The sequence below is a fragment of the Pseudomonas sp. NPDC007930 genome (assembly GCF_042958985.1).
GTDB lineage: Bacteria > Pseudomonadota > Gammaproteobacteria > Pseudomonadales > Pseudomonadaceae > Aquipseudomonas.
Window position 1 is genome coordinate 26540 of record NZ_JBIBKC010000024.1, and the last position, 22922, is coordinate 49461.

Sequence of the window (22922 nt, forward strand, 5' to 3'; positions counted from 1 at the left end):
TTTTGCTTTAGGAAAGTTCTGATTGGATCCTTACCATGGCGCCTTTTTCGAGGAGGTGCCTATGTTCTTACGCTGCATCGGTCCAACCCTTGTGCTGGCGGCCACCGGGCTGCTGGCCGGGTGCCAGGCGGCCAGCCCGGTTCACACCGCGCCAGAGCGCCAGCGCCTGGCGGTGGCGCTCAACGCCGCCCTGGCGCCCTGGCTGCTGGCGGCCAATCACACACGAGACAGCGGCCAGTTCACCCTGGCGCTCACCTTCGACCGCCAGGGCCAGTTGCTCACCTGCAAGGCGCGCAAGGACTGGGGCGTGGCGCCCACGCTGGCGCGGGCAGCGGAGCGCGCCTGCTGGAATGCCGCGCTGCCCGAGGTGTCGGCTTCGTTCTGGGGCACGAACAAAACTCTGACGTTTTTGGCGCCGATCAACTTCCAATCCGCGCCGCTCACCCCCGGCCGTGCCTTGCGCCTGGGCATCGCCCAGTTCACCCCGTTCGAGCAGAACGAATACGTATGGGCGCGACTTCGCGAGGTGCAAATCGATGGCATCGGCGTGGCGGCGTTGTACTACCGGGCCAATGCCGCCGGGCAGGTGCAGGCCTGTGAAGTGGCGCTGTCGCGCGCGGTGGGGCGGGAGGGGGATTTTCGTGATAGCAAGCCGTTCCAGCGGCGCTTGCAGCAGGCCTGCCTGGGCCTGAACCTGGCCGCCATGCCCGGCTTTGCGGTCAGCCAGGATGGCCAGGCCCAGGGGGTGGTGCGCCTGCCGTATTCGCCCTGGCGGCGCAACGCCCCGCTGTGATCAGGCGGCTTCCAGCGCCTTGGCGATCGCCTCGTTGAAGGCCGGCAGGTCTTTCGGGGTGCGCGAGGTGATCAGCGTCCAACCGTTGGCGCCACACTGTTTTACCTGGGCGTCGACCCAGCCGGCGGCGTGGGCGTTTTTCAGGTCGGTGCTCACGCTGGGGTACGAGGTAAGGGTTTTGCCTTCCACCACCCCGGCGTTGATCAGCACCCAGGGGCCATGGCAAATCGCAGCGATGGTCTTGCCGGCCTTGGCGAAGGCTTGCACCAACTGCTGGGCGTCGGCGTCCTGGCGCAGGGTGTCCGCGTTTACCGTGCCGCCGGGGATCACCAGCGCATCGAACTCACCGGCGTTGACCTCGGCGAGCTTTTTGCTCGAGCGCACGGTGGTGTCTTTTTCGGTATCGCCCACGAACGTCTGGGTGGTGCCGCCTGCCTGCGAAGCGTGCACCACGTGGGCGCCCAGCGCTTGCAGCGCCTGCACCGGCTTGATCAGCTCGTCGCGTTCGATGCCGGTGTTGGAGGTGATCACCAGTACGTGCTTGCCTTCTAATCGATTGCTCATCGGTTTGCCTCTGTGCTGAGTGGAAGGAATGGCCTGGCAGGCCTGGGTACACCACAGTGGAGGGGCAAGGCGCGGGGATGGTTCAAACTGCTTGGCCGCGGGCCAGCCGGCCTACCGCGGTGGCGGCGGGCCGGCGGGGGCTTACATGTCCATTTCTTCCTTGGTGATCTTGCCGCTGTGCGGGTCGAGGTGGAAGTCGTACTTCATGCCGTCGGTTTTCAGGCCTTCACCTTCCCATTGGCCGTCGTCGGCCTTGATCTTGGTGACCTGGGTGTAGCCGGCGGCCTTGAGCAGTTGCTGGGCTTTTTCCAGGGGTATCCAATCCGCGCCGGGGGTGTCGGCGAAGGCGGGCAGGCTGAGGGCGGCGCCGAGGGCGAGCAGGGCGAGGCGTTTCATCGGGTGAACTCCTTGTGCGGTTGACCGTGGCAGTTTAACGGCGCGCCGGCCCGGCGGCCACCGGGCAGCCGGGCGGAACCGCCTCGCCATGCCCCCGGTCAGCACAGGTAAGTGGCCACCGGCCTGCGCCATGCAGGCCCCTAAACAAGCCGCGCTACCGTGAGGAAGCCCCATGACCGCTACCGTACCGGGCGCTACGCCCATTCCGTTCGCGCCAGCCTATGAGCAGATCCCCGACGACGAAGCCGCCACCGGCCAGGCCCTGGTCGAGGCCATGCAGCAGATTCTGCAAACCACCTACGCCGATTACGGCCGCCCGGTGCGCAGCGTGCACGCCAAGGCCCATGGCCTGTTGCAAGGCACCCTGGAGGTGTTCGATCACCTGCCGCCGGTGCTGGCCCAGGGTGCCTTCGCCAAGCCTGGGCGGCTGCCGGTGCTGATGCGCTTGTCGACCAACCCCGGCGACCTGCTCGATGACCGCGTGTCGACCCCGCGCGGCATGGCGCTGAAGATCATCGGCGTGGAGGGCGAGCGGCTACCTGGCAGCGAGGGTGACGTGACCCAAGACTTCGTGATGCAGAACGCTACGGTGTTCACCGCGCCCACCCCCAAGGCATTCTTGAAGAACCTGCAACTGCTGGCCAAGACCACCGACCGCCTGCCCGGCAGCAAACGGGTGTTGTCGGCCGCCTTGCGCGGGGTAGAGGCCGTGGTAGAAGCGGCCGGTGGCGAAAGCGGCACGCTCAAGAGCCTGGGCGGCCACCCGCTCACGCACATTCTCGGTGAGCGCTTCAACACCGTGGTGCCGCTGCTGTACGGGCCTTATTACGGCAAGCTCAGCGTGGTGCCGGTGAGCGAAGAACTGACCCGCCTCGCCGGCCAGAAGGTCGACTTTCACGACCGCCCCGACGGCCTGCGCGAAGAGGTACAGGCCTTCTTTGCCGAACACGACGGCACCTGGGAGGTGCGCGTGCAACTGGCCACCCACGCCGAGCACATGCCCATCGAAGACGCCACCGTGGAGTGGCCCCAGGCCTTGAGCCCTTACGTGGCGGTGGCGCGCCTGCACGTGCCGCGCCAGGCCAGTTGGAGCCCGGAAAAGGTCCAGGCCATCGATGAAAACCTCGCCTTCAGCCCTTGGCACGGGCTGGCCGCGCACCGGCCACTGGGCGGGATCATGCGGGTGCGCAAGGCGGCCTATGAGCATTCGGCGGCGTTTCGTGGCCAGCACCAAGGTTGCCCGATCCACGAACCGCGGGCGTAGGGCGGGCCGGCGCAAACGCGGCTATCGTGTAAGCAGCCGGCTGTAGTCGCGTTCGCTGAGCGGGCCCACCCCCCAAGGCCACAACAATAAGGACATGCCATGACACCGCTGGAGCTACGCCACACCATCGAGGCAGGCTTGCTGCCGCTGAAAAGCCAGACGAGCATCGACGAACGCGGGATGTTGCAGGTCACCGTGGAGGTACGCCCGGGGCAGCGCTTCGTCGCCGAACCGGTGCAGGTCGAAACCCTGGGCAGCACCCGCGCCATCCTTAACCTGATCGGCGCGCTGAAGGCCGACATCGCCGCCGGCAAGCCGGCGCGGCGGCGCCAACGGCGTTGACGGTTAATGCACTTCCTGCTTGACCACTAGCCGCCAGCGGATGCTCAGCAGGCTGGCGTGCTTGTGGTGGTTGGCCGGTGGCAACGGGCGCTGGCGCATCACCGTGACCTCTTGGCCACAGCCTTCGCAGCGATAGATGCCAGACGCCGGCGCATCGCTGCCCGGGGCATACGACGCCCATTGATCACCGGCGAGAAACCCATCAGTACCCATTGGCATGGCGCGCATCCTGTGCGTTGAGAGGTACCTTTGGGTATAGCGCATAGGATCCATTCGCGCGAAGCGGGGCGGGCTCTTGGCCTGGCACAGCCGGGGTGCTGTTGACTTAAGCCATTTCACTGCTTTATGGAAGGGATCATTCTGTGAGCGCTGCTGATTTTGTGCATGAGCTTTAGGGCCCTTCGCCCGGCACAGCCGGCCTCCCACCAGTTCTGTGTTGCCCCGTAAATCAAGTACTTACACAAATCTGGTGGGAGGCCGTGGTCCGGGAGGCCGGCTGTGCCGGGCGAAGGGCCCTCGGCCTCAACGCGATACCGCCACCACCCCCGCCTCGCGCCGGCGCCGCAGCAGGCCGATCAACAGCATTGAGCCGGCCACCGCCGCGGTCATCAAGGTTTCGTAGCGGTACGCCGGGGTGACCAGCATGTAGCCAAGCACCAGGGCGATCACCGCGATCACCAGCCAGGTCAACCAGGGGAACAGCCACATCTTCAGCGGCAAGTCATGGCCTTCGCGTTCCATCATCCGGCGCATGCGCAACTGCGACACGGCGATCACCAGGTACACCAGCAGGGCAATCGCGCCAGTGGTCGAGAGCAGGAAGCTGAATACCTTGCCCGGTAGTACGTAGTTGATGAAGCAGCCCACGAACCCAGCCAGGGTAGAGGCCAGCACGGCCACGCTCGGCACGCCGTTGGCGCTGATGCGCCGGGCCAGCGGGTGGGCGTCGCCGCGGGCGCCGAGCGAGTAGAGCATGCGCGAGGCGGTGTACAGGCCCGAGTTCATGCAACTGGTCACCGCCACCAGCACCACCACGTCGACCAGCCACTTGGCCCCCGGCACGTTGAGCACTTCCAGGGCACGCTGGAACGAGCCTGCCTGGGTGAGTTGCGGGTCGTTCCAGGCCACCAGCGAAACGATGAAGAAAATCGACGCCAGGTAGAACAGCGCGATGCGGTACACCACCAGGTTGGTCGCGCGGCGGATCTTCTCCCGTGGGTTGGCGGTTTCATCGGCGGCGATGGTCACGATTTCCGCGCCGAAGAACGAAAAAATCGTCACCAGCACCCCGCCCAGCACGGCGCCGAAGCCATTGGGCATGAAGCCGCCATTGCCCAGCAGCTGGCCCACGCCCGACACCGGCGCCAGCGGCCAGACGCCCACCACCGCGCTGCCGCACACCAGCAAAAAGGCGATGATGGCGATGACCTTCACCAGCGCGAACCAGTACTCGAAGGTGCCGAAGTTGTTCACGCTGACCAGGTTGGTCGCTGCCAGCCCGAGCATGATCACGAAAGCGAACGCCCACGACGGCACCAGCGGGAACCAGGCGTGGAGGATGTCGGCGCCGGCGATGGCTTCGACCGGGATGATCAACACCCAGAACCACCAGTACAGCCAGCCGATGGTAAAACCGGCCCAGGGGCCGATGGCGCGGCTGGCGTAGGTCGAGAACGAGCCGCTGTCGGGCTGCACGATGGCCATCTCGCCGAGCATGCGCATCACCAGCAGCACCAATAGGCCGGTCAGGCCGTAAGACAGCAGGATCGCCGGGCCGGCGGTGGCGATGGCGTTGGACGAACCAATGAACAACCCGGCGCCGATGATCCCGGCAATCGAGATCATCGACACCTGGCGCGAAGTGAGCCCGTGCTTGAGGCTGCGGGCGGGGGTAGGGCGGTGTGGCATGTGCGGTCCTCGTAGGGCGGGGCCGGGCTTTTTTCAAGCTGAACGGCGCCGCTGCCAAGCGTTGTTATAGGCAGTTGTGGCTTATGCAAGAGGGTGAGGTGTGCGTCTTCTGGCGCGCCGGGCGGTTAACGCGGGGCGGGCACACTCCCGTGGTGGCGTATTGACCGAGGGCAATCTTCACGGCTGGGAGAAGGGGCGGGCAAACGAAGTTTTGGCGGGATGTGATTCCGCTGGGGAATGGATGGCGGTAAACGGTCAAGTAAGAAGCAAAATTAGGCTTTAAGCATGAAATAAAGGAATGACATTGCGCGTTTTATTCTGATCGTCCAAGCCCAGCACGCCAGCCACCCTCAGCCCAACGCCAAGCCCTGTTGCGGCGCCTCGTGGGCCAACAGCCATTGCTTGGCGCCCAACCCCCCGGCAAACCCGGTCAACGCGCCACTGCTGCCGATAACCCGGTGGCAAGGTGCTATTATAGAGATCGGGTTGCGCCCATTGGCCGCGCCCACCGCCCGCACCGCCGCCGGGTTGCCCAGTTGTACGGCGATGTCACGGTAACTGCGGGTTTCACCATAGGGGATGGCCAGCAACGCGGCCCACACCTGGCGTTGGAAGGCCGTGCCGTTGAACGCCAGTGGCAGGTCGAAGGCCTGGCGGCGGCCGTTGAAGTAGTCCTGCAGTTGCCGCTGGGTGGCCAGCAACACCGGGTTGCCGCCGGCCGGCTGCAGCGCCGGCAGCGGCACCCGTGCCGGGCGGTCGTGTTCCCACAGCACCGCGCACAGGGCGTGTTCGCTGGCAACCAGGGTCAATTCGCCCACAGGGCTTGGCATAACAGTGGCAAACAGTGCCATGATGGGATCCGATGCGACCAGCGGCCAATGGCCAGCCTCTAGGGTTGCTTGACTGGGTCGATAAGGGTGAATGATTAACCGAGTTTCTCTTTTTTGCTCACTGCCAAGGTAACAGCCCATGCTGGTCGGTAGCTACAACCCGGTGATGGTGATCATCTCGTTGATCATCGCGGTACTGGCGTCTTATACGGCCCTGAACATGGCCAGCCGCGTCACCGCCTCCAAGCGCATGGCGGCCTATTGCTGGCTGGCCGGCGGTTCGGTGGCCATGGGCTTCGGCATCTGGTCGATGCACTTTATCGGCATGCTTGCCTTCAGCCTGCCGATCGCGCTGGGCTATGACCTCACCCTGACCCTGGTGTCGCTGGGCATCGCCGTGCTGTGCTCGGTGTTCGCCCTGTCGCTGGTGTGCCAGCGCACCTTGCCGCTGCCGCGCCTGTGCGTGGGCGCGGTGCTGATGGGCATCGGCATTGCCGCCATGCACTACACCGGCATGGCCGCGATGCGCATGCAGCCGGGCATCGACTACGAGCCGGTGCTGTTCAGCTTGTCAGTAGTGGTGGCGGTGCTGGCCTCCGGCGCTGCGTTGTGGATCGCCTTCCGCCTGCGCCGCGACGGCAAGGGTGTGGCCTTGCAGCGGTTGTGGGCGGCGCTGGTGATGGGCGTGGCGATCGTTGGCATGCACTACCTGGGCATGCTTGCCGCGCGGTTCCCGGACGGCAGCTTCTGCGGCGCCGCCGGCGACGGCATCGACACCCGCTGGCTGGCGATCGGCATCATCGTGATCAGCCTGATGGTGTTCGCCACCGCGCTGATCGTGGCCATGCTCGATGCGCGCACGGCGATCCTCGCCAGCTCGCTGGACCGCGCCAACCACGAGCTGGTGCAACTGGCCCTGCACGACAACCTGACCAAACTGCCCAACCGCCTGCTGCTGGGCGACCGCATGGAGCAGGCGATACAAAAAGCCAGCCGCGAGAAGCGCCACTTCGCCGTGTTGTTCATGGACCTCGACGGCTTCAAGGCGGTGAACGACATGTACGGCCACTACACCGGCGACCTGCTGCTGCAGGCGGTGGCCGAGCGCATCCAGGCGACCAAGCGCGGTGAAGACACCGTCGCCCGCCTGGGCGGCGATGAGTTCGTGTTGCTGATCGACCCGGGCAACCCCGAAGACGCCGCCGCGCTGGCCCAGCGCCTGGTCGAACGGATCGCCGAGCCGTACACGCTGTCACGCAACGTGGTGCGGGTTTCCACCAGCATCGGCATCGCCATCTACCCCACCGACGGCGCTACCCCCCACGAGCTGATGGTCAATGCCGACGCGGCGATGTACCACGCCAAAGAGATGGGCCGCGACGGTTATTCGTTCTTCGAAGTGAACATGAACCTCAACGCCCACCAGCAACTGCAGCTGCAGCAAGACCTGCGCGCGGCGTTGGACAACCGCGAGTTCACCTTGCACTACCAGCCCAAGCTGGTGGCCCCGCGCGGCCCGGTGACCGGGGTCGAGGCGCTGCTGCGCTGGGAAAGCCCGAACCACGGCTATGTTGCCCCAGACCGCTTCCTGCCGTTGGCCGAGCGCACCGGGTTGATCGTGCCGATCGGCAACTGGGTGATCGACGAAGCCTGCCGGCAACTGGCGGCCTGGCGCGACCAGGGCCACCAGGGCCTGACCATGGCGGTGAACCTCTCCACCGTGCAGCTGGCCCATGGCGGGCTGGTGGCGGTGGTGCGCGAGGCGCTGCAGCGGCATGCCCTGGACCCGGCCCAACTGGTGCTGGAGGTGACCGAGTCGTCGGCGATGCGTGACCCTGAAGCCAGCCTGGCGGTGCTCGATGAGCTGACCGCGCTGGGCGTGGGCATCTCCATCGACGACTTCGGCGCCGGCTACTCCAGCCTGCTCTACCTCAAGCGCTTGCCGGCCCAGGAGCTGAAGATCGACCGTGGCTTCATCCAGGAGCTGGGCTTGGCCAATGAAGACGAAGCGATCGTTTCGGCGATCATCGCCCTGGGCCGCACCCTGGGGCTGAACGTGGTCGCCGAAGGGGTGGAAACCGAAGCCCAGCAGGTGCTGTTGACCCGCCTGGGCTGCAACACTCTGCAAGGCTACCTGTTGGGCCGCCCGGTGCCACCGGAGCAGTTGCAACTGGGCGTACCGGCGGTGCTCAGCCACCCCGCCTGAGCCGCCAGGCCAGCGCGCCCACCGCCAGCAGCAAGCCGGCGCCGGCGGCGCCGAGCAGCACCCAGCCACGAAAATACAACGGCGGCTGGCCGCGGCGGGCGGCCACATCGCCGGGCACCAGCGCTGGCAGCCCTGGGGCGGCGAGGGCGTTGACCAGGGTCGCCGCCTGGCGGTCCGTGAGTTGCCCGGCAAAGCCGGGCATGCGGGTTTCGCCGCCGCGCTGCACGCCGTCGAGGATCACCATCAGCAGGTTCGCGCTGGCGCGCCGGGCGAGGATTTCTGGGTCATTCAACGCCGGCAGGCCACGGCCGCCACCGCGGTGGCAGCTGGCGCAATGGGCGTCGAACAACTGCCCGGCGCTGAGCTGCTCGGGGTTGGCCGGGCGCGGCTGGCCACGTGGCGGGCTCAGGTCGGCGTTTGCCGGCCCATCGCTGGCCGGTGCTGGCGCCGGCCCCGGCACGTGGCGCAGGTACAGGGCGATGGCGGCCAGGTCGGCACCGTTCAGGCGGCTCAGGCTTTGCTCGATCACCTCGGCCATCGGCCCAGCGGCGTGGGCCTTGCCGGGCGCCTGGCCGCTGGCCAGGTACTCCACCAACTGCGCCTGGCTCCAGCTTTGCAGGGCCTGGCCGTTGATGGCCGGCGCCGCCCAGCCTTGCACCCAGCCGCCCTGCAGCGGCGCCTCGCTGCGCTCCTGCAACCACAGCCCCCGCGGGGTGTGGCAGGCACCGCAGTGGCCGAGGCCATTCACCAGGTATTCGCCGCGTTCCAGCGCGCCCTGGGCCTGGGCCAGGCTGGCCCAGGCCAGCAGCAACGGCCACAGCCAGCGCACCTCAGCCTTGCACCTTGAGTAGCGGGCGGATCTGCTCGGCGCTGCGCAGCGCCAGGGCCACCGCGGTGAGGGTGGCGTTCATGGTGCCGGAGGTGGGCATCACCCCGGTGCCGCACAGGTACAGGTTCTCGTGGTCATGGGCGCGGCCGTAGCCATCGCACACCGAGCGGCTGGGGTCGGTGCCCATGGCCAGGGTGCCGGTCACGTGGTGGTTGGCCGAAAACGCCCCGGGCTTGCTCAGGCGCAGGCGCTGCCCGCCCATGCGCGCGGCGATGCGCTGGAAGTCTTCCTCGGCGGCCGCCGCGCCGCGCCGCACGTAATCGTCGATGCGGTAATGCACCTGTGGTGTGGGCAGGCCCAGGGCATCGCGGCGGCTAGACAACACAATGCGGTTGGCCGGGTCTGGCAGCACTTCGAGTACGTTGCGCACGCCCATTTCATGGGCCACCCGGCGCCGCAGTTGCACCTCCAGTTGCGGCCCGTACACGCCGTGCTCGAGCAATTCGCGGGTCACGCTGTCGACCCGCGACACGTTGGTGAAGTCCAGCCGGTAGGCGGCGTGCTCGCTTCGAAAGGCACCGTCGCGGCGGCTGTTGATCGCGCTCGGGCTTTGCGGGCCGCGGCCCAGCCAGAGGGGTTCGTCGGCCTCGAACTGCATCGAGGTGCTGAGGTGGTCCATCAGGTTGCGGCCCACCTGGCCGGAGCGGTTGGCAACCTCAGACATCAACAGCAGCTTGGGGCTTTCGACGCCGCCGGCGGCGAGCACGAAGACCTCGGCCTGTACTTGCCTGGCCTTGCCCTCCGGGGTGAGGTAGTGGGCGGCGCGGATGCGACCGCCAGGCTGGGTTTCGAGCCGGTGCACCACGGCCTCGCTGCGCAAGCGCACGCCGGCGGCCAGCGCCGCCTGTACGGCGATGCCGCCATGGTACTGGGCGTCGATCGGGCAGATCGGCTGGCAACTGTTGTTGCCACAGCACGCCGGGCGGCCGCCGTAGCTACGGCTGTTGCGCGCGGCGGTGTTGGCCTGCACCGCGTAGTCGGGCGCCAGCCGCTCGCGGATCCGGCGCATCGCCCAGGGCTCGGCCACCGGCGCCATGGGGAAGGGTTTGGCCCGCGGCGACCCGGTGCCTTCGGCGCCGGCCACGCCGAGAATCTCTTCGGCTTCCTGGTACCAGGGGTCAAGCGCCTCGTAACTCATCGGCCAGTCCACGGCCAGCCCGTACAGGCTGTGCAGGCGCATGTCGTTGGGTATCAGCCGCCAGGCCTGCGCGGCCCAGTGCCAACTGGTGCCGCCAACCCCGCGCAGGTACTGCACCGGCCACGGGTCGGGCCCGGCCTGCACCAGGTACTGGTTGCTGGCGGGCTGGTACAGCGGGTGCGGCGCCCAGGGGTGAAAGGGGTAGGGGGCGATGAAGTCACTCTTGCGCGGCGCGTCGCGAAACGCCGCCACCACCGCGCCGCGCTCGATCGGGCCGCCGGCCTCGAGCATCAGCACATCGGCCCCGGCCAAGGCCAGGCGCCGCGCCGCCAGGGCACCGCAGATGCCCGAGCCGATCACCACAACGTCGGCATCAGCCATCGCCGCGCTCTGCCCAACTGCCGTAGGCGCCATAGGCGTAGCTGGGGGGGCGCAGTACGTCGGCGACCATCTGCGCGTTAAGCGCGGTTTCATAGGCCAGGCAGCGCGCCCGCGCGCCGTCACCCACCACCCCGGCCAGCCACGCGCGCAGCACCTGGCGCGGCAGGCCGGCCAGCGGCGAGCGTTCGGCGTCCAGCGTGCGCTGCAGGGTTTCCGGCGGCAGTTGGCGGTCGTGAATCTGCCCCAGCAGCGCCAGGCAGCGCGCCGGGAAATCCCCGGCGTCGGCACACAGCGCCTCGAACAACGGCCGGCCCTGAGCCGGGTCGAGGTAGTCGCGGCCGACCAGGTACGCGCTCAGGGCGAGGAAGGCCGCCTGCTCATCGGCCGCCGGCGGCGCCGCCAGGGCCGGCAACAGGCCAGCGGCGTAGGCGGCAAGCAAGGCTTTGAGCAAGGTGCGGCGGTTGGCTGGGGGCATGCGCGGGCGGTTCCGGTTCAGGCAAGGCGCCTGCGCGCGGCGGGGCTTGCCGTGCGGGCGTACCGGGTAAGAGTGTGGCGCGCGGGGATTGTTCCGTGGCCGGGCGCGCCGCGTGTGCGCGCCCGGTACGGCAGGTTACGAGGCTTGTTGCACCAGCACCGGGGCGAAGCGCCGCTGCAGTTGCACGATCTCCAGCGCGCGGCTGTCGGGGATGTCGACATCGGCGAAGGTGATCACCTGCCCCGGCTCGATGCTGTGGCGCAGCACCGCGTGGTCGAGCATGCCGATCGGCACGTGGTCGGGGTTTTGCTCCAGCAGCACGGCCTCGCCGCGCAACTGGTAACCACCGATGCCGCGGCTGATCACATCGCCGGCTTTCATCGCGCGCTTGGCGATGGCCGCCACGCCGAGGGTGGGCGCGGTGGAGTTGTTCAGCAGTACGCCGCCGCCGTTGATCACCCGGCGCAGGGTTTTGCCAACCTCCAGCGAGCACAGGTGGAACGGCCGCAACAGCGTGTAGTAAGGCCCGCCGCCCAGCTTGAAGTACTCGATCGCCTGGGTTTGCGCGCGGTCATGGCGGCCCACCAGAAACACCCCGCCGGCCGGGTAGCCCTTGGGCAGCACGTAGTCGACGATGGGCTGGCCGAGGCGGTCGGCCAACTCGCCGAGCTGGCTGCCGCTTTGCATCAGGTCGGTGGAGGTGGGGCCCTCGAGGCCCTGGCAGGTGATGGTCGCGCCCAGGCCATTGCCCACCAGCGCCTGCTCGATCTGCACCTTGGTGCCGTCGGTGAACGAGATCGTCTGGTTCACGCTGATGCCCTGGCGCTGGGCCCAGTAGGCCATGTCCTCGGGCTTGGGGTCGTGGTTCAGGTAGCCTTTCATGTTGCCGTACACCAGCGGCGTGAAGCCCATGCTCAGGGCTTCTTCATGCAGGGCCGCGAGCGAGCCGGGCTGGTCGCCCTCGGCTTCGGTCAAAAAGCCCTTGCCGGCCAGGTAGGCGCCGGTGGTCACCTGCAGCTCGGCGTTGATGGTGATCACCTTCAGCCCCGCGGCAAAGGCGCGCTCGATCACCAGGGTGCCGTGGCACACATCGCCGCTGCATTCGATGATCAGGTCGGATTGCTCCACCAGGTCATCCATCGAGTGGGTGAGCAGGTGGTTGAGGGGGAAGTAACCCAGGCTGTTGAGCGGGCGACGGGTGAGGATGCGTGAAAGGCGGACATCGGGGTAATGCTCAGCCAGTAACCTGACCAGCGCCAGGGAAATCATACCGGTGCCGCTAATTCCAACACGTGTCATCAATGTTCTGTCCATAGAGTCGCTCGTTATACAGTGAGGTGAGTGCTAACCCGCCTGCGGGCGAATGGGTACGCCCTGCGGCAAGCTGGGGGCCAAACAATGCAAACAGTGCCCGTGCTCGCGCACGCGGCGGTCAGGGCATGAACAAGCCCGGGGAAGGGCGGGGGGCTGCGTCGGCGGCTACGGGCGGCGCCAGGCTGCCGATCGGCATCAGCGTGGGCAGCGGCGATAGCTCGGCCAGCAGCGCGGGCGCGGCGGCGGGCAGGCTGTGAGGGGGTTGCAGGCCGGCGGCCAACTCCAGGATGGAGTACCCATCAGCGAACACGATTGTCGGTTGAGCCAGATGAACTTCGAGCATGTCATCACCCCTTAGCACGCGCCACCGGGACCGTAGAAGAAAGTTGTTATTAGGGCGCCGCCAACGGCGGCCGAAGTAGCCAGGGGCTTGCTCCGAAATACCTGTGCACCTAGCGCCAGAGGCGAGAAGGTTTAAATGCCAGGCTGCCTGCCAACTCACATCTACAAGGATTGGCGACTGCTTCTGCCTGTTGCAGCAGGGGTGGAAATAAACTTTTTTACTGTGCCGCAGTGAAGAAATTTTCACCTTGGCAAGTGCGAGTTAAGAGGCAAAACCGAACGAAGTCAATCGGCCCGGCGAAAATGTGTCAGAAAAACCGACAGAAGGATTTTTAGGTTTTTCAAGCTATTGATATATAAAGGGTATTTATTTTTGATAAAGCCTTCATTGCAGCGGCAAAGCAGCCTGGGGCGCTCCGTGGTAACGTTCGCTCCATTATTTTGTGCCAAGGGCAAGGCCACGTGAGTTCACTACCGCCAGCGGGCGAGGGCAGCCCTTTGATCGAGGCGCGGGGCATCACCCGCCACGATGAGCGCAGCGGCGCGCTGCTGCTGCACCCCACCACCTTTACCCTGCGCGCCGGGGATAAAACCGCCATCAGCGGCGCCTCTGGCTCGGGCAAGAGCGTGCTGCTCAAGGCCCTGGCCTGGCTCGAGGCGCCCAGCGCCGGCATGCTGCACTGGCGTGGCGAGGGCCTGGGCAAGGCGCGGGTGCCGCAGTACCGCAGCCAGGTGTGCTATCTCTCGCAACGCCCGGGGCTGACCGAGGGCAGCGTCTTGGCCAACCTGCGCATGCCCTACGCCTTGAGGGCGCACCGCGGCCAGCGCTTCGACCAGGCCTGGGTCGAGCAGCGCCTGGCCAGTAGCGGCCGCGGGCCGGCGTTTCTCGAGCGGCGCGCGGCCGAGTTGTCCGGTGGCGAGGCGCAAATCGTCGCGCTGCTGCGCGCGCTGCAGTTGCAGCCCACGGTGTTGCTGCTCGACGAGCCCACCTCGGCGCTCGACGCCGCCTCCGCGGCCCAGGTCGAGCAACTGATCGCCGGCTGGTTCGCCCAGGCGCCGGGGCGCGCCTACGTGCTGGTGTCCCATGACCCAGCCCAGGCCCAGCGCCTGAGCAACCGCCAGTGCACGATGGCCGCCGGCCGCCTGGAGCAAACCCCATGAATTACCAAGCCCTGAGCGCCACCGACCTGGCCCTGGCGGCGGCGTTGATCCTGGTCAACGGCGCGTTGTCGGTGTTGCTGCGCCTGGGCCTGGAGCGGGTGCTGCTACTGGCAGCGCTACGCACCGTGGTGCAGTTGCTGTTGATCGGCTACGTGCTCGGCTATGTGTTTGCCTACGCCTACTGGTACGTGGTGCTGCCGCTGATGTGCCTGATGACCGTGATCGCCGGGGTGTCGGCGGCCGGCCGGGGCGGCCTGAGCTACCGCGGGCGCACCCTCGACAGCCTGCTGGCGGTGTGGGGCGGTTCCTGGTTGGTGGCGGCGCTGGGGTTGCTGTTGATCATCCGCATTCGCCCCTGGTACGAGCCGCAGTACGCGATCCCGATCCTCGGGATGATCCTCGGCAACACCCTGACCGGGGTGGCGCTGGGCATCGAGCGCATGGCCCAGGCGCTGAGCAGCGGCCGCGCCCAGGTGGAGGCGATCCTGGCCCTGGGCGGCAGCCGCTGGGAGGCCGCCCAGGGCCCGGCGCGCCAGGCGGTGCGCGCCGGCATGCTGCCAACCCTGAACCAGATGAGCGTGGTCGGTATCGTCAGCCTGCCAGGGATGATGACCGGCCAGGTGCTGGCGGGCGAAAGCCCGGCCAACGCGGTGCGCTACCAGATCGTGATCATGTTCCTGATCGCCGCCGCCTCGGCGCTGGGCACGGTGGTGGCGGTGCTGCTCACCTACCGGCGGTTGTTCTCGGAAGACCACCGGTTCCTGGCCCATCGGTTGCTTGAACGGTAGGGTTCCAGGGCCCATCGCCCGGCACAGCCAGAGTGCTGTTCACTTAAGCAATTTCACGGCTTTACGGAAGAGATCAATCTGTGAGCTCTGATTTTGTGCATGAACTTCAGGGCCCATCGCCCGGCACAGCCGGCCTCCCACCAGATTTGTGTAAGCACTTGATTTAAAAGAAAACATAGAACCCGTGGGAGGCCGGCTGTGCCGGGCGATGGGCCGGTCAGGTCATGCGCTCAGTAAAACCATTTGAAGAAATCAGGGCTTTTTAACCCTGATTTAGCGCTCTGATTGCTTAAGTGAACAGCATTACAGCTGTGCCGGGCGAAGCGCCGCCAGCCTCAGCGCCCAGGCCCGCGAAACGCCGCCACATCCTCCAGCAACATCGCCAGCACCCGGTTGGCGCCCACGCTCAGCTGCCGCCCCAGGCGGGTGATCAACTGCGCCTCGGGCTGGGCGAACACCTCGTGCAACAGCGGCAGCGCCACCAGGCTGCCAGCGTGCAGTTCGGCCTCGACGACGAAGGTTGGCAGCAGCGTGACCCCGCCTTCCATCGCGTAGCGTTTGAGCATCGCCAGGGTGTTGCAGGTCAGCGTCGGGCTCAGGGCGATGCCCAGCTGTTGCTCGGCCACGGTGAGGATCTGCCGAATGCCATAGGCCACCCCCGGCAGCGCCAGGCGGTGGCGGTCCAGCCCTTGCAGGGTGATCGCGCCCTTCTCCAGGGCCAGCGGGTGGTCTGGGCGGGCGATGGCCCGTACTGGCTGGCGCTGGCGCACGTGGGCGCGCAGCTTGGGGTCGTTGGCCGGGTTGAAGATCAGCCCCAGGTGGGCTTCGTCTTCCACCACTTGGCGGATCACCTCGTTGCTGCCGCTCACGTTGACCCGCAGCTCGATGCGCGGGTAACGCTCGGAAAACCGCGCCAGCGGCTGCGCCAGCGCCTCGATAAAGCCTTCGCCGCTGGCGATCACCACCGTACCGCTTTGCAGCCCGCGCAGCGCCTGCAGGCTGTCGAGCAGCACTTCTTGCTGGGCCAGGCGCTGGCGGTAGTACTCCAGCACCCGCTCGCCGGCCTCGGTCGGCTTCACCCCGCGGCGGTGGCGCTCCAGCAGCGCCGCGCTGAGTTCATGCTCAAGCTGGGCAATGTGCCGGCTCACCGCCGACGGGGCGACGTCCAGCGCGTCGGCGGCGGCGCGCACGCTGCCCAGGCGCACGGCTTCGAACAAGTAGAGAATGCGGTGATCGTGCAATTGGCTCATGCCAGCCCCGGTGTGTTGCGATAAACGCAACAAATTTGGAATGCACGGATTATTGTTGAGAACTCAGCGTGCTGTCCATACTCGTGGCCATCAGCCGCCAACCGGTGGCGCAGGCATGCGAGGGCAAGGCGATGGCAGTGAAGGTAGGTGTGATTGGCCTGGGCAACATGGGTGGCGGCATGGCCGCGACCCTGGCCGGCAAAGGCTTTGAGGTGCTGGGCTTCGACCTGGCCGCCAGCGCCCGTGAGGCGGCCGCCGCGCGCGGCGTGCAGCCGGTGGCCGAGCAGGCCGCGGTGATCGGCGCGGTCGATGTGTTGATCCTCTCGTTGCCGAAGGCCGAACACGTCGAAGCCGTGTGCCAGGGCATCCTCGCCCAAGGCCGCGCCGGCCTGGTGGTGGTCGACACCACCACCTCCACCCCCGACACCAGCCGGCGCATGGCCGCCGCGCTGGCCGCGCAAGGCATCGGTTTTATCGATGCGCCGGTCAGCGGTGGCCCCAAGGGCGCGGCCAGCGGCACCATGGCGATGGTCATCGGCGCCGCCGATGAGCACCTGGCGACCGCGCTGCCGGTGCTCGAAGCCATGAGCGGCACCCGCGTGCACGTCGGCGCGGTGGGCGCCGGCAACGTGGCGAAGATCGCCAACAACCTGCTCGCCGCCGCGCATTTGATCAGCACCGCCGAGGCCGTGAGCCTGGCCGCCCAGGCGGGCGTGGCCCCGGAAAAACTCCTTGAGGGCATCAATGCCGGCTCTGGGCGCAGCGCCGCCAGCCAGGTGATGTTCCCCACCTGGGTGATGAACAAAGCCTACGACTCCGGCTTCAGCATGGGCCTGATGCGCAAGGACGTGGGCCTTGCCGCGAGCCTGGCGCAAAGCCTCGATGCCGACCTGCCGCTGGCCCGTGAAGTGGCCCGGCTGTGGCAAGCCAGTGCCGAAACCCTGGCCGATGGCGACGATTTCTGCTGCATCGTGCAACGCACCGATGCCCAACTGTTTGGCCGTGGAGAGTAACCCGATGAGCTGGCAAACCCTGCAAACCCTGATGCGCCCGTTCTGGGGCGACCGCGACAGCGTGGCGAGCTATGTGGGCGGTGAGTTCATCGCTGGCGGCGGCAGCCCGGTTGAGGTGCGCAATGCCCACGACGGCAGCCTGCTGCTCAGCTACGCCGACGCCGACGCCTCGTTGGTGGCCCGCGCCGACGCCGCCGCCAGCGCCGCGGGCGCCCAATGGTGGGCGCTGACCGGCCAGGCCCGTGGCCGGGTGATGTACCAGGTGGGTGCGCTGCTGCGCGAACACGCCGATGCCCTGGCGCAGATCGAAGCGATCGGCGCCAGCAAGCCGATCCGCGACGCCCGGGTCGAAGTGGCCAAGGTTGCCGAGATGTTCGAGTACTACGCCGGTTGGGCCGACAAGCTGCACGGCGAAGTGATCCCGGTGCCGACCACCCACCTCAACTACGTGACCTACGAGCCCCTGGGCACGGTGTTGCAGATCACCCCGTGGAACGCGCCGATCTTCACTGGCGGTTGGCAGGTGGCCCCGGCCATCGCCGCCGGCAATGCGGTGATCCTCAAGCCGTCGGAACTCACCCCATTGACCTCGCTGGTGATCGGTGTGCTGGTCGAGCGCGCGGGCGCCCCCAAGGGCCTGGTCAACGTGATCGCCGGTTACGGCCATACCATCGGCCAGGCGTTCATCGCCGAGGCCAATATCCGCAAGGTGGTGTTCGTCGGCTCGCCGGCCACCGGCCGCCACATCGCCACCGCTGCGGCGCAGCGCTGCATCCCGGCGGTGCTGGAGCTGGGCGGCAAGTCGGCGAATATCGTTTTCGAAGACGCCGACCTCGAGGTGGCCTTGCGCGGTGCCCAGGCGGCGATCTTCTCCGGCGCCGGGCAAAGCTGTGTGTCCGGTTCGCGGCTGCTGGTGCAGGCGTCGATCTTCGACAAATTCACCCGCGCCCTGGCCGAGGCGGCCACCCAGTTCAGCGTGGGCGACCCGCTCAGCGCCGACACCCAGATCGGCCCGATCAACAACGCCAAGCAGTTTGCCCATGTGAAGGGCATGCTCGCCGCTGCCGTGCAGGACGGCGCGCGGTTGGTTGGCGATGCCGAGCCGGTGCCAGCGGGCAGTGGCTATTACGTCAAGCCGACGGTGCTGGCCGGTGAAAACCACCTCGCCTGCGCCCAGGAAGAAATCTTCGGCCCGGTGGTGGTGGCGATCCCTTTCGAGACCGAAGCCGATGCCATTCGCATCGCCAACGACAGCCGCTTCGGCCTCGCCGGTGCGGTCTGGACCCGCGACGTCGGCCGCGCCCACCGGGTGGCCAAGCAGGTCAAGGCCGGCACGTTCTGGGTCAACGGCTACAAGACCATTCACGTCAGCTCGCCGTTTGGCGGCTATGGCGAAAGCGGCTATGGCCGTTCCTCGGGGCTGGACGCACTGCGTGAGTACAGCGAAGTGAAAAGCGTGTGGGTCGAAACCGCCGCCACCCCCGCCGCGAGCTTCGGCTACGGCGCCAGCCTGGAGTAATGCCCATGCAGGCCATCAACCCTGAACTGCTGGCGGCCGCCGCCGGCTGGCGGCGTGCCTTCCACGCCGCCCCGGAGCTGGGCTTCGCCGAGCACCAAACCGCCGAGCGGGTGGCGCAACTGCTGCAAGGCTTCGGCCTTGAAGTGCACCGCGGCCTGGGTGGCACCGGCGTGGTCGGCACCTTGCGCACCGGCGACGGCCCGGTGATCGGCCTGCGCGCCGACATGGACGCCTTGCCGATCCAGGAGCTGGGCGAACAGGCCCACCGCTCCGGCCACGCCGGCTGCATGCACGCCTGCGGCCACGACGGCCACACCGCCATGCTGCTGGCCACCGCCCAGCACCTGAGCGAACTGCGGCACTTCCGTGGCACCGTGCATTTTATTTTCCAGCCCGCCGAAGAAAGCCTCGGTGGCGCGCAGAAGATGATCGAAGACGGCCTCTTCGAGCGCTTCCCGATGGACGCCGTGTACGGCCTGCACAACTGGCCGGGGCTGCCGGCCGGGCAGGTGGTGGTCAACCCGGGGGCGATGATGGCCTCGCTCGACACCTTCGAGATCACCCTCACCGGGCAGGGCTGCCATGCCGCCATGCCCGAGCGCGGCGCCGACCCGATCGTTGCCGCCGCGCAACTGGTGCTGGGGCTGCAAACGGTGGTGTCGCGGCGCTTGTCGCCGCTGGATTCGGCGGTGGTGAGCATCACCCAGCTGAACGCCGGCGAGGCGATCAACGTGATCCCGGAAACCGCCGTGCTGCGCGGCACCGTGCGCTGCCTGCAAACCCCGGTGCGGGAGAAGGTCCAGCGCCTGATCGGCGAGTTCGTCGAGCAACTGCCGCAGGCCTTTGGCGTACGCGGGCAATTGGCCTACCAAGTGGGCTACCCGGTCACCGAAAACCACCCGCAGGCCGCTGAGGCGGTGTTCAAGGCGGCGGTGGCGGCAGTGGGCGAGGGCCAGGTGCACTGGGGCCGGCCGCCGTCGATGGCGTCTGAGGACTTCGCCTTCATGCTCGGCGCGTGCCGTGGCGCGTACTTCTGGTTGGGCGTGGACGGGGTGGAGCCTTCGCGGGCCCTGCACAACCCCTATTACGACTTCAACGACGGGGTGATCGAGGCCGGCGTGCGGGTGTGGGCGCAACTGGTGGAGCAATCGCTGCCGTTGGCCTGAGGTGTTCTAATAAACGCAACGATAACGCAAAGCCGCGATGTCGATGCGCTACCAGCCGCGGGTCATACTGCGGCCAATCGGTGACCGGCCCCTGAATAAAACGCCGGCACCGCCAACAACGCTTTGAAACTGCCCCGGGCGCCTTGCGCGCCCCCTGTACAACCAAAACAATCTCTGGCCGGCCCGCGTGCCGCCAGCAGGTGAGGGGATAACCATGCACAACGCACCAACCGCATCGATAGGCGGCCACCCGGCCGTGTCCGCGACCGCCAAGCTGTACCTGTGGGCGGGCGTGATCCTCATCCTGGCCGAATGGCTGGGGGCCGTGAGCCTGCCGCTGGGCCCGGGCAAGGTGGTCTTGTTGCCCATGGTCTGGGCGCTGCTGTTCGGCGCCGCCGTGGGCCTGGGCAGCCGCCGTTTGCCCAGCGCGCTGGCGATTACCCGTAGTGACCAGTTCCGCGCCGCCGCCGTGTTGCAGCCGGCGCTGTTGCTGTTCGTGGCCAAGCTGGGCCTGGTAGTGGGCGGTTCGCTGCCGGTGGTGTTCGCCTCTGGCTGGGCGCTGGCGTTCCAGGAGCTCGGCCACTTCGTCGGCACCGTGCTGCTCGGCCTGCCGGTGGCGCTGCTGCTGGGGATCAAGCGCGAAGCCGTGGGCGCGACCTTCTCGGTCGGCCGCGAGCCGAGCCTGGCGATCATCGGCGAGCGCTACGGCATGGACTCGGCCGAAGGCCGTGGGGTGCTGGCCGAGTACCTTACTGGTACCTTGTTCGGCGCGCTGTTCCTGGCCATCGTCGCCGGGTTCATCACCAGCCTGGGCATCTTCGACCCCAAATCCCTGGCGATGGGCTCGGGCCTGGGTTCGGGCAGCATGATGGCCGCCGCCGCCGGCGCGATCGCCGCCCAGCAGACCCCGGAAGTGGCCAAGCAGGTGATGACCCTGGCCGCCGCGTCGAACCTGATCACCACCACCCTGGGCACCTACTTCACCCTGTTCATCTCGCTGCCGCTGGCGGTGTGGGGCTACCGCGTGCTCGAGCCGTTGATCGGCCGCACCACCAAGGCTTCGAACCAACCGGCCGATGGCCTGAAGGCCAGCGAGGTTGAACTGGAAACCCGCGAGCTGGGCTGGGGCGGCAAGGTCAGCGCCTGGCTGGCTGCCGCGGCACTGGCGCTGCTGGGCAACTACGTGGGCTACAAAACGCTGTCGGCGGCGGCCTTCGAAGGCATGGCGGTAATGGTCTTCGCGGTGTTCCTCGGCGAGCTGCTGTGCGTGGCCCTGCGCCGGCGCATCCCGGCGGTGTGCACGGTGTCGGTGGTGGCGATGTTCATGACTTCGCCGCTGTGCCCGTGGGCCGCGCAGGTGACCCAACTCACCGGCAGCATCAACCTGCTGGCGGTGATCACGCCGATGCTGACCTTCGCCGGCCTGGCGGTGGCCAAGGACATCCCAGCGTTCCGCCGCCTGGGCTGGCGCATCGTGCTGGTGTCGTTCCTGGCCAACTTCGGCACCTTCATTGGGGCAGTGCTGATCGCCGAAGCATTCCATTGAGTGAGCCTTCCGGCGCCGCCGCGGCCCGCGGTTGGCGCTGGGGCAGGGTGCTGGCCACCAGCGCCAGTTGGCTGAACAGCGCCAGGCACGCCAGGCGCTGGTGCAGCACCACGTCGACCAGGCCAAACAGCAGCAGCGGCAGGGCGAACAGCAGCAGGTCGAGGTGCCGCGCCCTGATCGCCAACCCCAGTAACGCGGCGTAGAACGCCAGCAGCAAGGCCGCCGCGGCCACCCCGCGCAGCGCCAGGGTGTCGAGCAGCTCGTTGTGCAGGTGGTAGCGCAGCGAGGCCAGTGCCCCCGGGTTACCTTGCTCGAAGGTGTTCAGGTACTGGCCGAGGTTGCTCGCCCGTTGCTGCACCGTTTCGCCCCACACGCTCGGCGTTTGCCCCAGCACCCCAGCCTTCCATAGCAGCAACCGCGAGCTGGTCGAGGTGTTGTTCTGGGTGCCGTAGTGGGTGAATTCCTCGGGCAACCGGGCCACCCGCTGCCAGGCGGCGTTGAGCACCAAGGCGCCGGCCAGCAGTATCGTGATCACCACCAGCCACCGCGCCCGCGCGGGCAACTGGCGCGCGCCGGGCCAGGCCAGCAGCAGGAACAACCACGGCGCCAGCAGCACCGCCGAGCGGGTGCGGGTCAGCCCGACCAAGGCCAAGGCCATCAGCGTGGCCAACAGAAACAGCGCCATGCCCAGGCCACGCGGGCTGAATGCCTGGCGCACGGCGCTGGCCGTGGCCAGCCCGTAGGCGGTGATCAGGTACGCGGCGGTGGTGGCGGCGTCGGTGTTCAGCCGCACGCGCCAGCCGCTGCGCTGGTGCTCCAGCACCCCCGCCAGCAAGGCCAGGCCCAGCCCTGCCAGCAGCACCCATGCAACCTGCCGGCGCCCCGTGGGCGCCAGCGCGGCGCGGCAGTGGTAGGCGCACCACAGCGCGCCCATCGCCAGCATGATCCGCTTGCCGCCTTCCTGCTGGTTGTAGGCCAGGTCTTCGCCGGGGCTGCCGAAGTGCCAGGCCCACAGCCATTTCGACAGCCCCAGGGCAAACCCTGCCAGCAGCAGCGGCCACAACGCCAGTGCCGAGGGCTGCGCGGGCCGCGCGCCGCGCCAATGGGCCCAGGCCACCGCGGCGGCGCAGGCCCAACCGATGGCGCCGGCGAGGGTGAACAGCTTCAGCGCCAGGCCACGGTGCAGCAGGCTCAGGGCGGCGGCCAAGGCCAACAGCAGGAAGTAGGCGTGGATCCAAGCGGGGCGATGGGCAAAGCGGGGGGTGTTCAAGGGCGAACCGCTCAAAAGGGTTGAACCGGGCGTGCACAAACCCGGAGGCGGCTCGGAGGGGTTGCTGTTATATCAGTTTTTAGCGCGCCTGGCTTTGCGGCCCTTCGCCCGGCGGTGCCGGGATGCGGTTCACTTAAGCAATCAGAGCGCTAAATCGGGGTTAAAAAGCCCTGATTTCTTCAAATGGTTTTACTGAGCGCATGACCTGACTGGCCCTTCGCCCGGCACAGCCGGCCTCTCATCAAACAAAAAATATCCCCTTGTTTTTTAACAGAAAAAATCAAGCAGCCCTCACCAGTTCCATCCCCAACTTCCGGGCCTTGCGCAGCAAGGCCCGGAATTGCCTTTCCTTGCTTTGCTCTTCAAA

At 67.5% G+C, this 22922-nt stretch carries 22 protein-coding genes; 10 read left to right on the forward strand and 12 right to left on the reverse strand.

Annotation, left to right across the window (positions count from 1 at the left end; genetic code table 11):
- Nucleotides 1–61: 61 nt before the first annotated feature.
- On the forward strand, nucleotides 62–793 hold the full coding sequence (locus tag ACFZCE_RS25475) for a hypothetical protein (RefSeq protein WP_390943319.1): 732 nt from the start codon (nucleotides 62–64) through the stop codon (nucleotides 791–793).
- Here the strand turns inward: ACFZCE_RS25475 and ACFZCE_RS25480 are convergent, their stop codons facing one another.
- Nucleotides 794–1357 (reverse strand): DJ-1/PfpI/YhbO family deglycase/protease, encoded by a 564-nt coding sequence (locus tag ACFZCE_RS25480; protein ID WP_390943320.1) that lies wholly within the window; start codon nucleotides 1355–1357, stop codon nucleotides 794–796.
- 141 nt (nucleotides 1358–1498) lie between these two features.
- Nucleotides 1499–1753 (reverse strand): PepSY domain-containing protein, encoded by a 255-nt coding sequence (locus ACFZCE_RS25485; protein ID WP_390943321.1) that lies wholly within the window; start codon nucleotides 1751–1753, stop codon nucleotides 1499–1501.
- A gap of 172 nt (nucleotides 1754–1925) precedes the next feature.
- Between ACFZCE_RS25485 and ACFZCE_RS25490 the strand changes: the two genes are divergently transcribed.
- Both ACFZCE_RS25490 and ACFZCE_RS25495 read left to right on the forward strand, forming a co-directional pair.
- Nucleotides 1926–3017, forward strand: a complete 1092-nt coding sequence (locus ACFZCE_RS25490) for a catalase family protein (protein ID WP_390943322.1) — start codon at nucleotides 1926–1928, stop codon at nucleotides 3015–3017.
- A gap of 99 nt (nucleotides 3018–3116) precedes the next feature.
- Nucleotides 3117–3359: a hypothetical protein gene (locus ACFZCE_RS25495; protein WP_390943323.1), complete on the forward strand. Its 243-nt coding sequence runs from the start codon at nucleotides 3117–3119 to the stop codon at nucleotides 3357–3359.
- A 3-nt stretch (nucleotides 3360–3362) separates the two neighbouring features.
- Here ACFZCE_RS25495 and ACFZCE_RS25500 read toward each other — a convergent pair whose 3' ends face one another.
- The 3 genes from ACFZCE_RS25500 to ACFZCE_RS25510 form a co-directional block, all read right to left on the reverse strand.
- Nucleotides 3363–3578: a protein L gene (locus ACFZCE_RS25500; RefSeq protein ID WP_390943324.1), complete on the reverse strand. Its 216-nt coding sequence runs from the start codon at nucleotides 3576–3578 to the stop codon at nucleotides 3363–3365.
- A 303-nt stretch (nucleotides 3579–3881) separates the two neighbouring features.
- The gene (locus ACFZCE_RS25505) at nucleotides 3882–5267 is read right to left on the reverse strand and encodes an amino acid permease (protein WP_390943325.1); all 1386 of its coding nucleotides are present in this window, start codon (nucleotides 5265–5267) and stop codon (nucleotides 3882–3884) included.
- 350 nt (nucleotides 5268–5617) lie between these two features.
- Nucleotides 5618–6118, reverse strand: coding sequence for a methylated-DNA--[protein]-cysteine S-methyltransferase (locus ACFZCE_RS25510; RefSeq protein ID WP_390943326.1), 501 nt, complete (start codon nucleotides 6116–6118; stop codon nucleotides 5618–5620).
- A 118-nt stretch (nucleotides 6119–6236) separates the two neighbouring features.
- Here ACFZCE_RS25510 and ACFZCE_RS25515 point away from each other — a divergent pair, with 118 nt between their 5' ends.
- Complete coding sequence (locus tag ACFZCE_RS25515; protein ID WP_390943327.1) at nucleotides 6237–8303, forward strand: EAL domain-containing protein; 2067 nt, start codon at nucleotides 6237–6239, stop codon at nucleotides 8301–8303.
- Here ACFZCE_RS25515 and ACFZCE_RS25520 read toward each other — a convergent pair.
- The 5 genes from ACFZCE_RS25520 to ACFZCE_RS25540 all read right to left on the reverse strand — a co-directional run bounded on the left by ACFZCE_RS25520 (nucleotide 8287) and on the right by ACFZCE_RS25540 (nucleotide 12843).
- Complete coding sequence (locus tag ACFZCE_RS25520) at nucleotides 8287–9132, reverse strand: c-type cytochrome (protein WP_390943328.1); 846 nt, start codon at nucleotides 9130–9132, stop codon at nucleotides 8287–8289. The genes ACFZCE_RS25515 and ACFZCE_RS25520 overlap by 17 nt on opposite strands.
- 1 nt (nucleotide 9133) lies before the next feature.
- Complete coding sequence (locus ACFZCE_RS25525) at nucleotides 9134–10711, reverse strand: GMC oxidoreductase (protein WP_390943329.1); 1578 nt, start codon at nucleotides 10709–10711, stop codon at nucleotides 9134–9136.
- On the reverse strand, nucleotides 10704–11186 hold the full coding sequence (locus ACFZCE_RS25530; RefSeq protein WP_390943330.1) for a sugar dehydrogenase complex small subunit: 483 nt from the start codon (nucleotides 11184–11186) through the stop codon (nucleotides 10704–10706). Before ACFZCE_RS25530 ends, ACFZCE_RS25525 begins: the two co-directional genes overlap by 8 nt.
- A gap of 135 nt (nucleotides 11187–11321) precedes the next feature.
- A complete protein-coding gene (locus ACFZCE_RS25535; RefSeq protein ID WP_390943341.1) occupies nucleotides 11322–12455 on the reverse strand; it encodes an NAD(P)-dependent oxidoreductase in 1134 nt (377 codons plus the stop codon).
- Nucleotides 12456–12618: 163 nt separating this feature from the next.
- Nucleotides 12619–12843 carry a hypothetical protein gene (locus ACFZCE_RS25540; protein WP_390943331.1) on the reverse strand — a complete coding sequence of 75 codons (225 nt, stop codon included), beginning with the start codon at nucleotides 12841–12843 and terminating at the stop codon, nucleotides 12619–12621.
- A gap of 461 nt (nucleotides 12844–13304) precedes the next feature.
- On the opposite strand from ACFZCE_RS25540, the gene ACFZCE_RS25545 reads away from it, so the two are divergent.
- Together ACFZCE_RS25545 and ACFZCE_RS25550 are read left to right on the forward strand one after the other, a co-directional pair.
- A complete protein-coding gene (locus tag ACFZCE_RS25545; RefSeq protein ID WP_390943332.1) occupies nucleotides 13305–14003 on the forward strand; it encodes an ATP-binding cassette domain-containing protein in 699 nt (232 codons plus the stop codon).
- Entirely contained in the window at nucleotides 14000–14791 is a 792-nt protein-coding gene (locus tag ACFZCE_RS25550) for an ABC transporter permease (RefSeq protein ID WP_390943333.1), read from the forward strand. The genes ACFZCE_RS25545 and ACFZCE_RS25550 overlap by 4 nt, the downstream gene beginning before the upstream one ends.
- Nucleotides 14792–15126: 335 nt before the next feature.
- On the opposite strand, the gene ACFZCE_RS25555 is transcribed toward ACFZCE_RS25550, so the two are convergent.
- Nucleotides 15127–16041 carry a LysR substrate-binding domain-containing protein gene (locus ACFZCE_RS25555; protein ID WP_390943334.1) on the reverse strand — a complete coding sequence of 305 codons (915 nt, stop codon included), beginning with the start codon at nucleotides 16039–16041 and terminating at the stop codon, nucleotides 15127–15129.
- 131 nt (nucleotides 16042–16172) lie between these two features.
- Here ACFZCE_RS25555 and ACFZCE_RS25560 point away from each other — a divergent pair, with 131 nt between their 5' ends.
- From ACFZCE_RS25560 to ACFZCE_RS25575, 4 genes are all read left to right on the forward strand, one after another.
- The gene (locus ACFZCE_RS25560; RefSeq protein ID WP_390943342.1) at nucleotides 16173–17054 is read left to right on the forward strand and encodes an NAD(P)-binding domain-containing protein; all 882 of its coding nucleotides are present in this window, start codon (nucleotides 16173–16175) and stop codon (nucleotides 17052–17054) included.
- 4 nt (nucleotides 17055–17058) lie between these two features.
- On the forward strand, nucleotides 17059–18573 hold the full coding sequence (locus tag ACFZCE_RS25565) for an aldehyde dehydrogenase family protein (protein WP_390943335.1): 1515 nt from the start codon (nucleotides 17059–17061) through the stop codon (nucleotides 18571–18573).
- A 5-nt stretch (nucleotides 18574–18578) separates the two neighbouring features.
- Complete coding sequence (locus ACFZCE_RS25570) at nucleotides 18579–19739, forward strand: amidohydrolase (protein WP_390943336.1); 1161 nt, start codon at nucleotides 18579–18581, stop codon at nucleotides 19737–19739.
- Nucleotides 19740–19953: 214 nt separating this feature from the next.
- A complete protein-coding gene (locus tag ACFZCE_RS25575) occupies nucleotides 19954–21285 on the forward strand; it encodes a DUF3100 domain-containing protein (RefSeq protein WP_390943337.1) in 1332 nt (443 codons plus the stop codon).
- Here ACFZCE_RS25575 and ACFZCE_RS25580 read toward each other — a convergent pair.
- Entirely contained in the window at nucleotides 21248–22555 is a 1308-nt protein-coding gene (locus tag ACFZCE_RS25580) for an O-antigen ligase family protein (protein ID WP_390943338.1), read from the reverse strand. The genes ACFZCE_RS25575 and ACFZCE_RS25580 overlap by 38 nt on opposite strands.
- Nucleotides 22556–22922 lie beyond the last annotated feature (367 nt).

What these genes read in the sequence shown, in the direction of transcription:
- ACFZCE_RS25475 (WP_390943319.1), top strand. Translation starts at nt 62, where the DNA reads ATGTTCTTACGCTGCATCGGTCCAACCCTTGTGCTGGCGGCCACCGGG.
- ACFZCE_RS25480 (WP_390943320.1), bottom strand. Translation starts at nt 1,357, where the DNA reads ATGAGCAATCGATTAGAAGGCAAGCACGTACTGGTGATCACCTCCAAC.
- ACFZCE_RS25485 (WP_390943321.1), bottom strand. Translation starts at nt 1,753, where the DNA reads ATGAAACGCCTCGCCCTGCTCGCCCTCGGCGCCGCCCTCAGCCTGCCC.
- ACFZCE_RS25490 (WP_390943322.1), top strand. Translation starts at nt 1,926, where the DNA reads ATGACCGCTACCGTACCGGGCGCTACGCCCATTCCGTTCGCGCCAGCC.
- ACFZCE_RS25495 (WP_390943323.1), top strand. Translation starts at nt 3,117, where the DNA reads ATGACACCGCTGGAGCTACGCCACACCATCGAGGCAGGCTTGCTGCCG.
- ACFZCE_RS25500 (WP_390943324.1), bottom strand. Translation starts at nt 3,578, where the DNA reads ATGCCAATGGGTACTGATGGGTTTCTCGCCGGTGATCAATGGGCGTCG.
- ACFZCE_RS25505 (WP_390943325.1), bottom strand. Translation starts at nt 5,267, where the DNA reads ATGCCACACCGCCCTACCCCCGCCCGCAGCCTCAAGCACGGGCTCACT.
- ACFZCE_RS25510 (WP_390943326.1), bottom strand. Translation starts at nt 6,118, where the DNA reads ATGGCACTGTTTGCCACTGTTATGCCAAGCCCTGTGGGCGAATTGACC.
- ACFZCE_RS25515 (WP_390943327.1), top strand. Translation starts at nt 6,237, where the DNA reads ATGCTGGTCGGTAGCTACAACCCGGTGATGGTGATCATCTCGTTGATC.
- ACFZCE_RS25525 (WP_390943329.1), bottom strand. Translation starts at nt 10,711, where the DNA reads ATGGCTGATGCCGACGTTGTGGTGATCGGCTCGGGCATCTGCGGTGCC.
- ACFZCE_RS25530 (WP_390943330.1), bottom strand. Translation starts at nt 11,186, where the DNA reads ATGCCCCCAGCCAACCGCCGCACCTTGCTCAAAGCCTTGCTTGCCGCC.
- ACFZCE_RS25535 (WP_390943341.1), bottom strand. Translation starts at nt 12,455, where the DNA reads ATGATTTCCCTGGCGCTGGTCAGGTTACTGGCTGAGCATTACCCCGAT.
- ACFZCE_RS25540 (WP_390943331.1), bottom strand. Translation starts at nt 12,843, where the DNA reads ATGCTCGAAGTTCATCTGGCTCAACCGACAATCGTGTTCGCTGATGGG.
- ACFZCE_RS25550 (WP_390943333.1), top strand. Translation starts at nt 14,000, where the DNA reads ATGAATTACCAAGCCCTGAGCGCCACCGACCTGGCCCTGGCGGCGGCG.
- ACFZCE_RS25555 (WP_390943334.1), bottom strand. Translation starts at nt 16,041, where the DNA reads ATGAGCCAATTGCACGATCACCGCATTCTCTACTTGTTCGAAGCCGTG.
- ACFZCE_RS25560 (WP_390943342.1), top strand. Translation starts at nt 16,173, where the DNA reads ATGGCAGTGAAGGTAGGTGTGATTGGCCTGGGCAACATGGGTGGCGGC.
- ACFZCE_RS25565 (WP_390943335.1), top strand. Translation starts at nt 17,059, where the DNA reads ATGAGCTGGCAAACCCTGCAAACCCTGATGCGCCCGTTCTGGGGCGAC.
- ACFZCE_RS25570 (WP_390943336.1), top strand. Translation starts at nt 18,579, where the DNA reads ATGCAGGCCATCAACCCTGAACTGCTGGCGGCCGCCGCCGGCTGGCGG.
- ACFZCE_RS25575 (WP_390943337.1), top strand. Translation starts at nt 19,954, where the DNA reads ATGCACAACGCACCAACCGCATCGATAGGCGGCCACCCGGCCGTGTCC.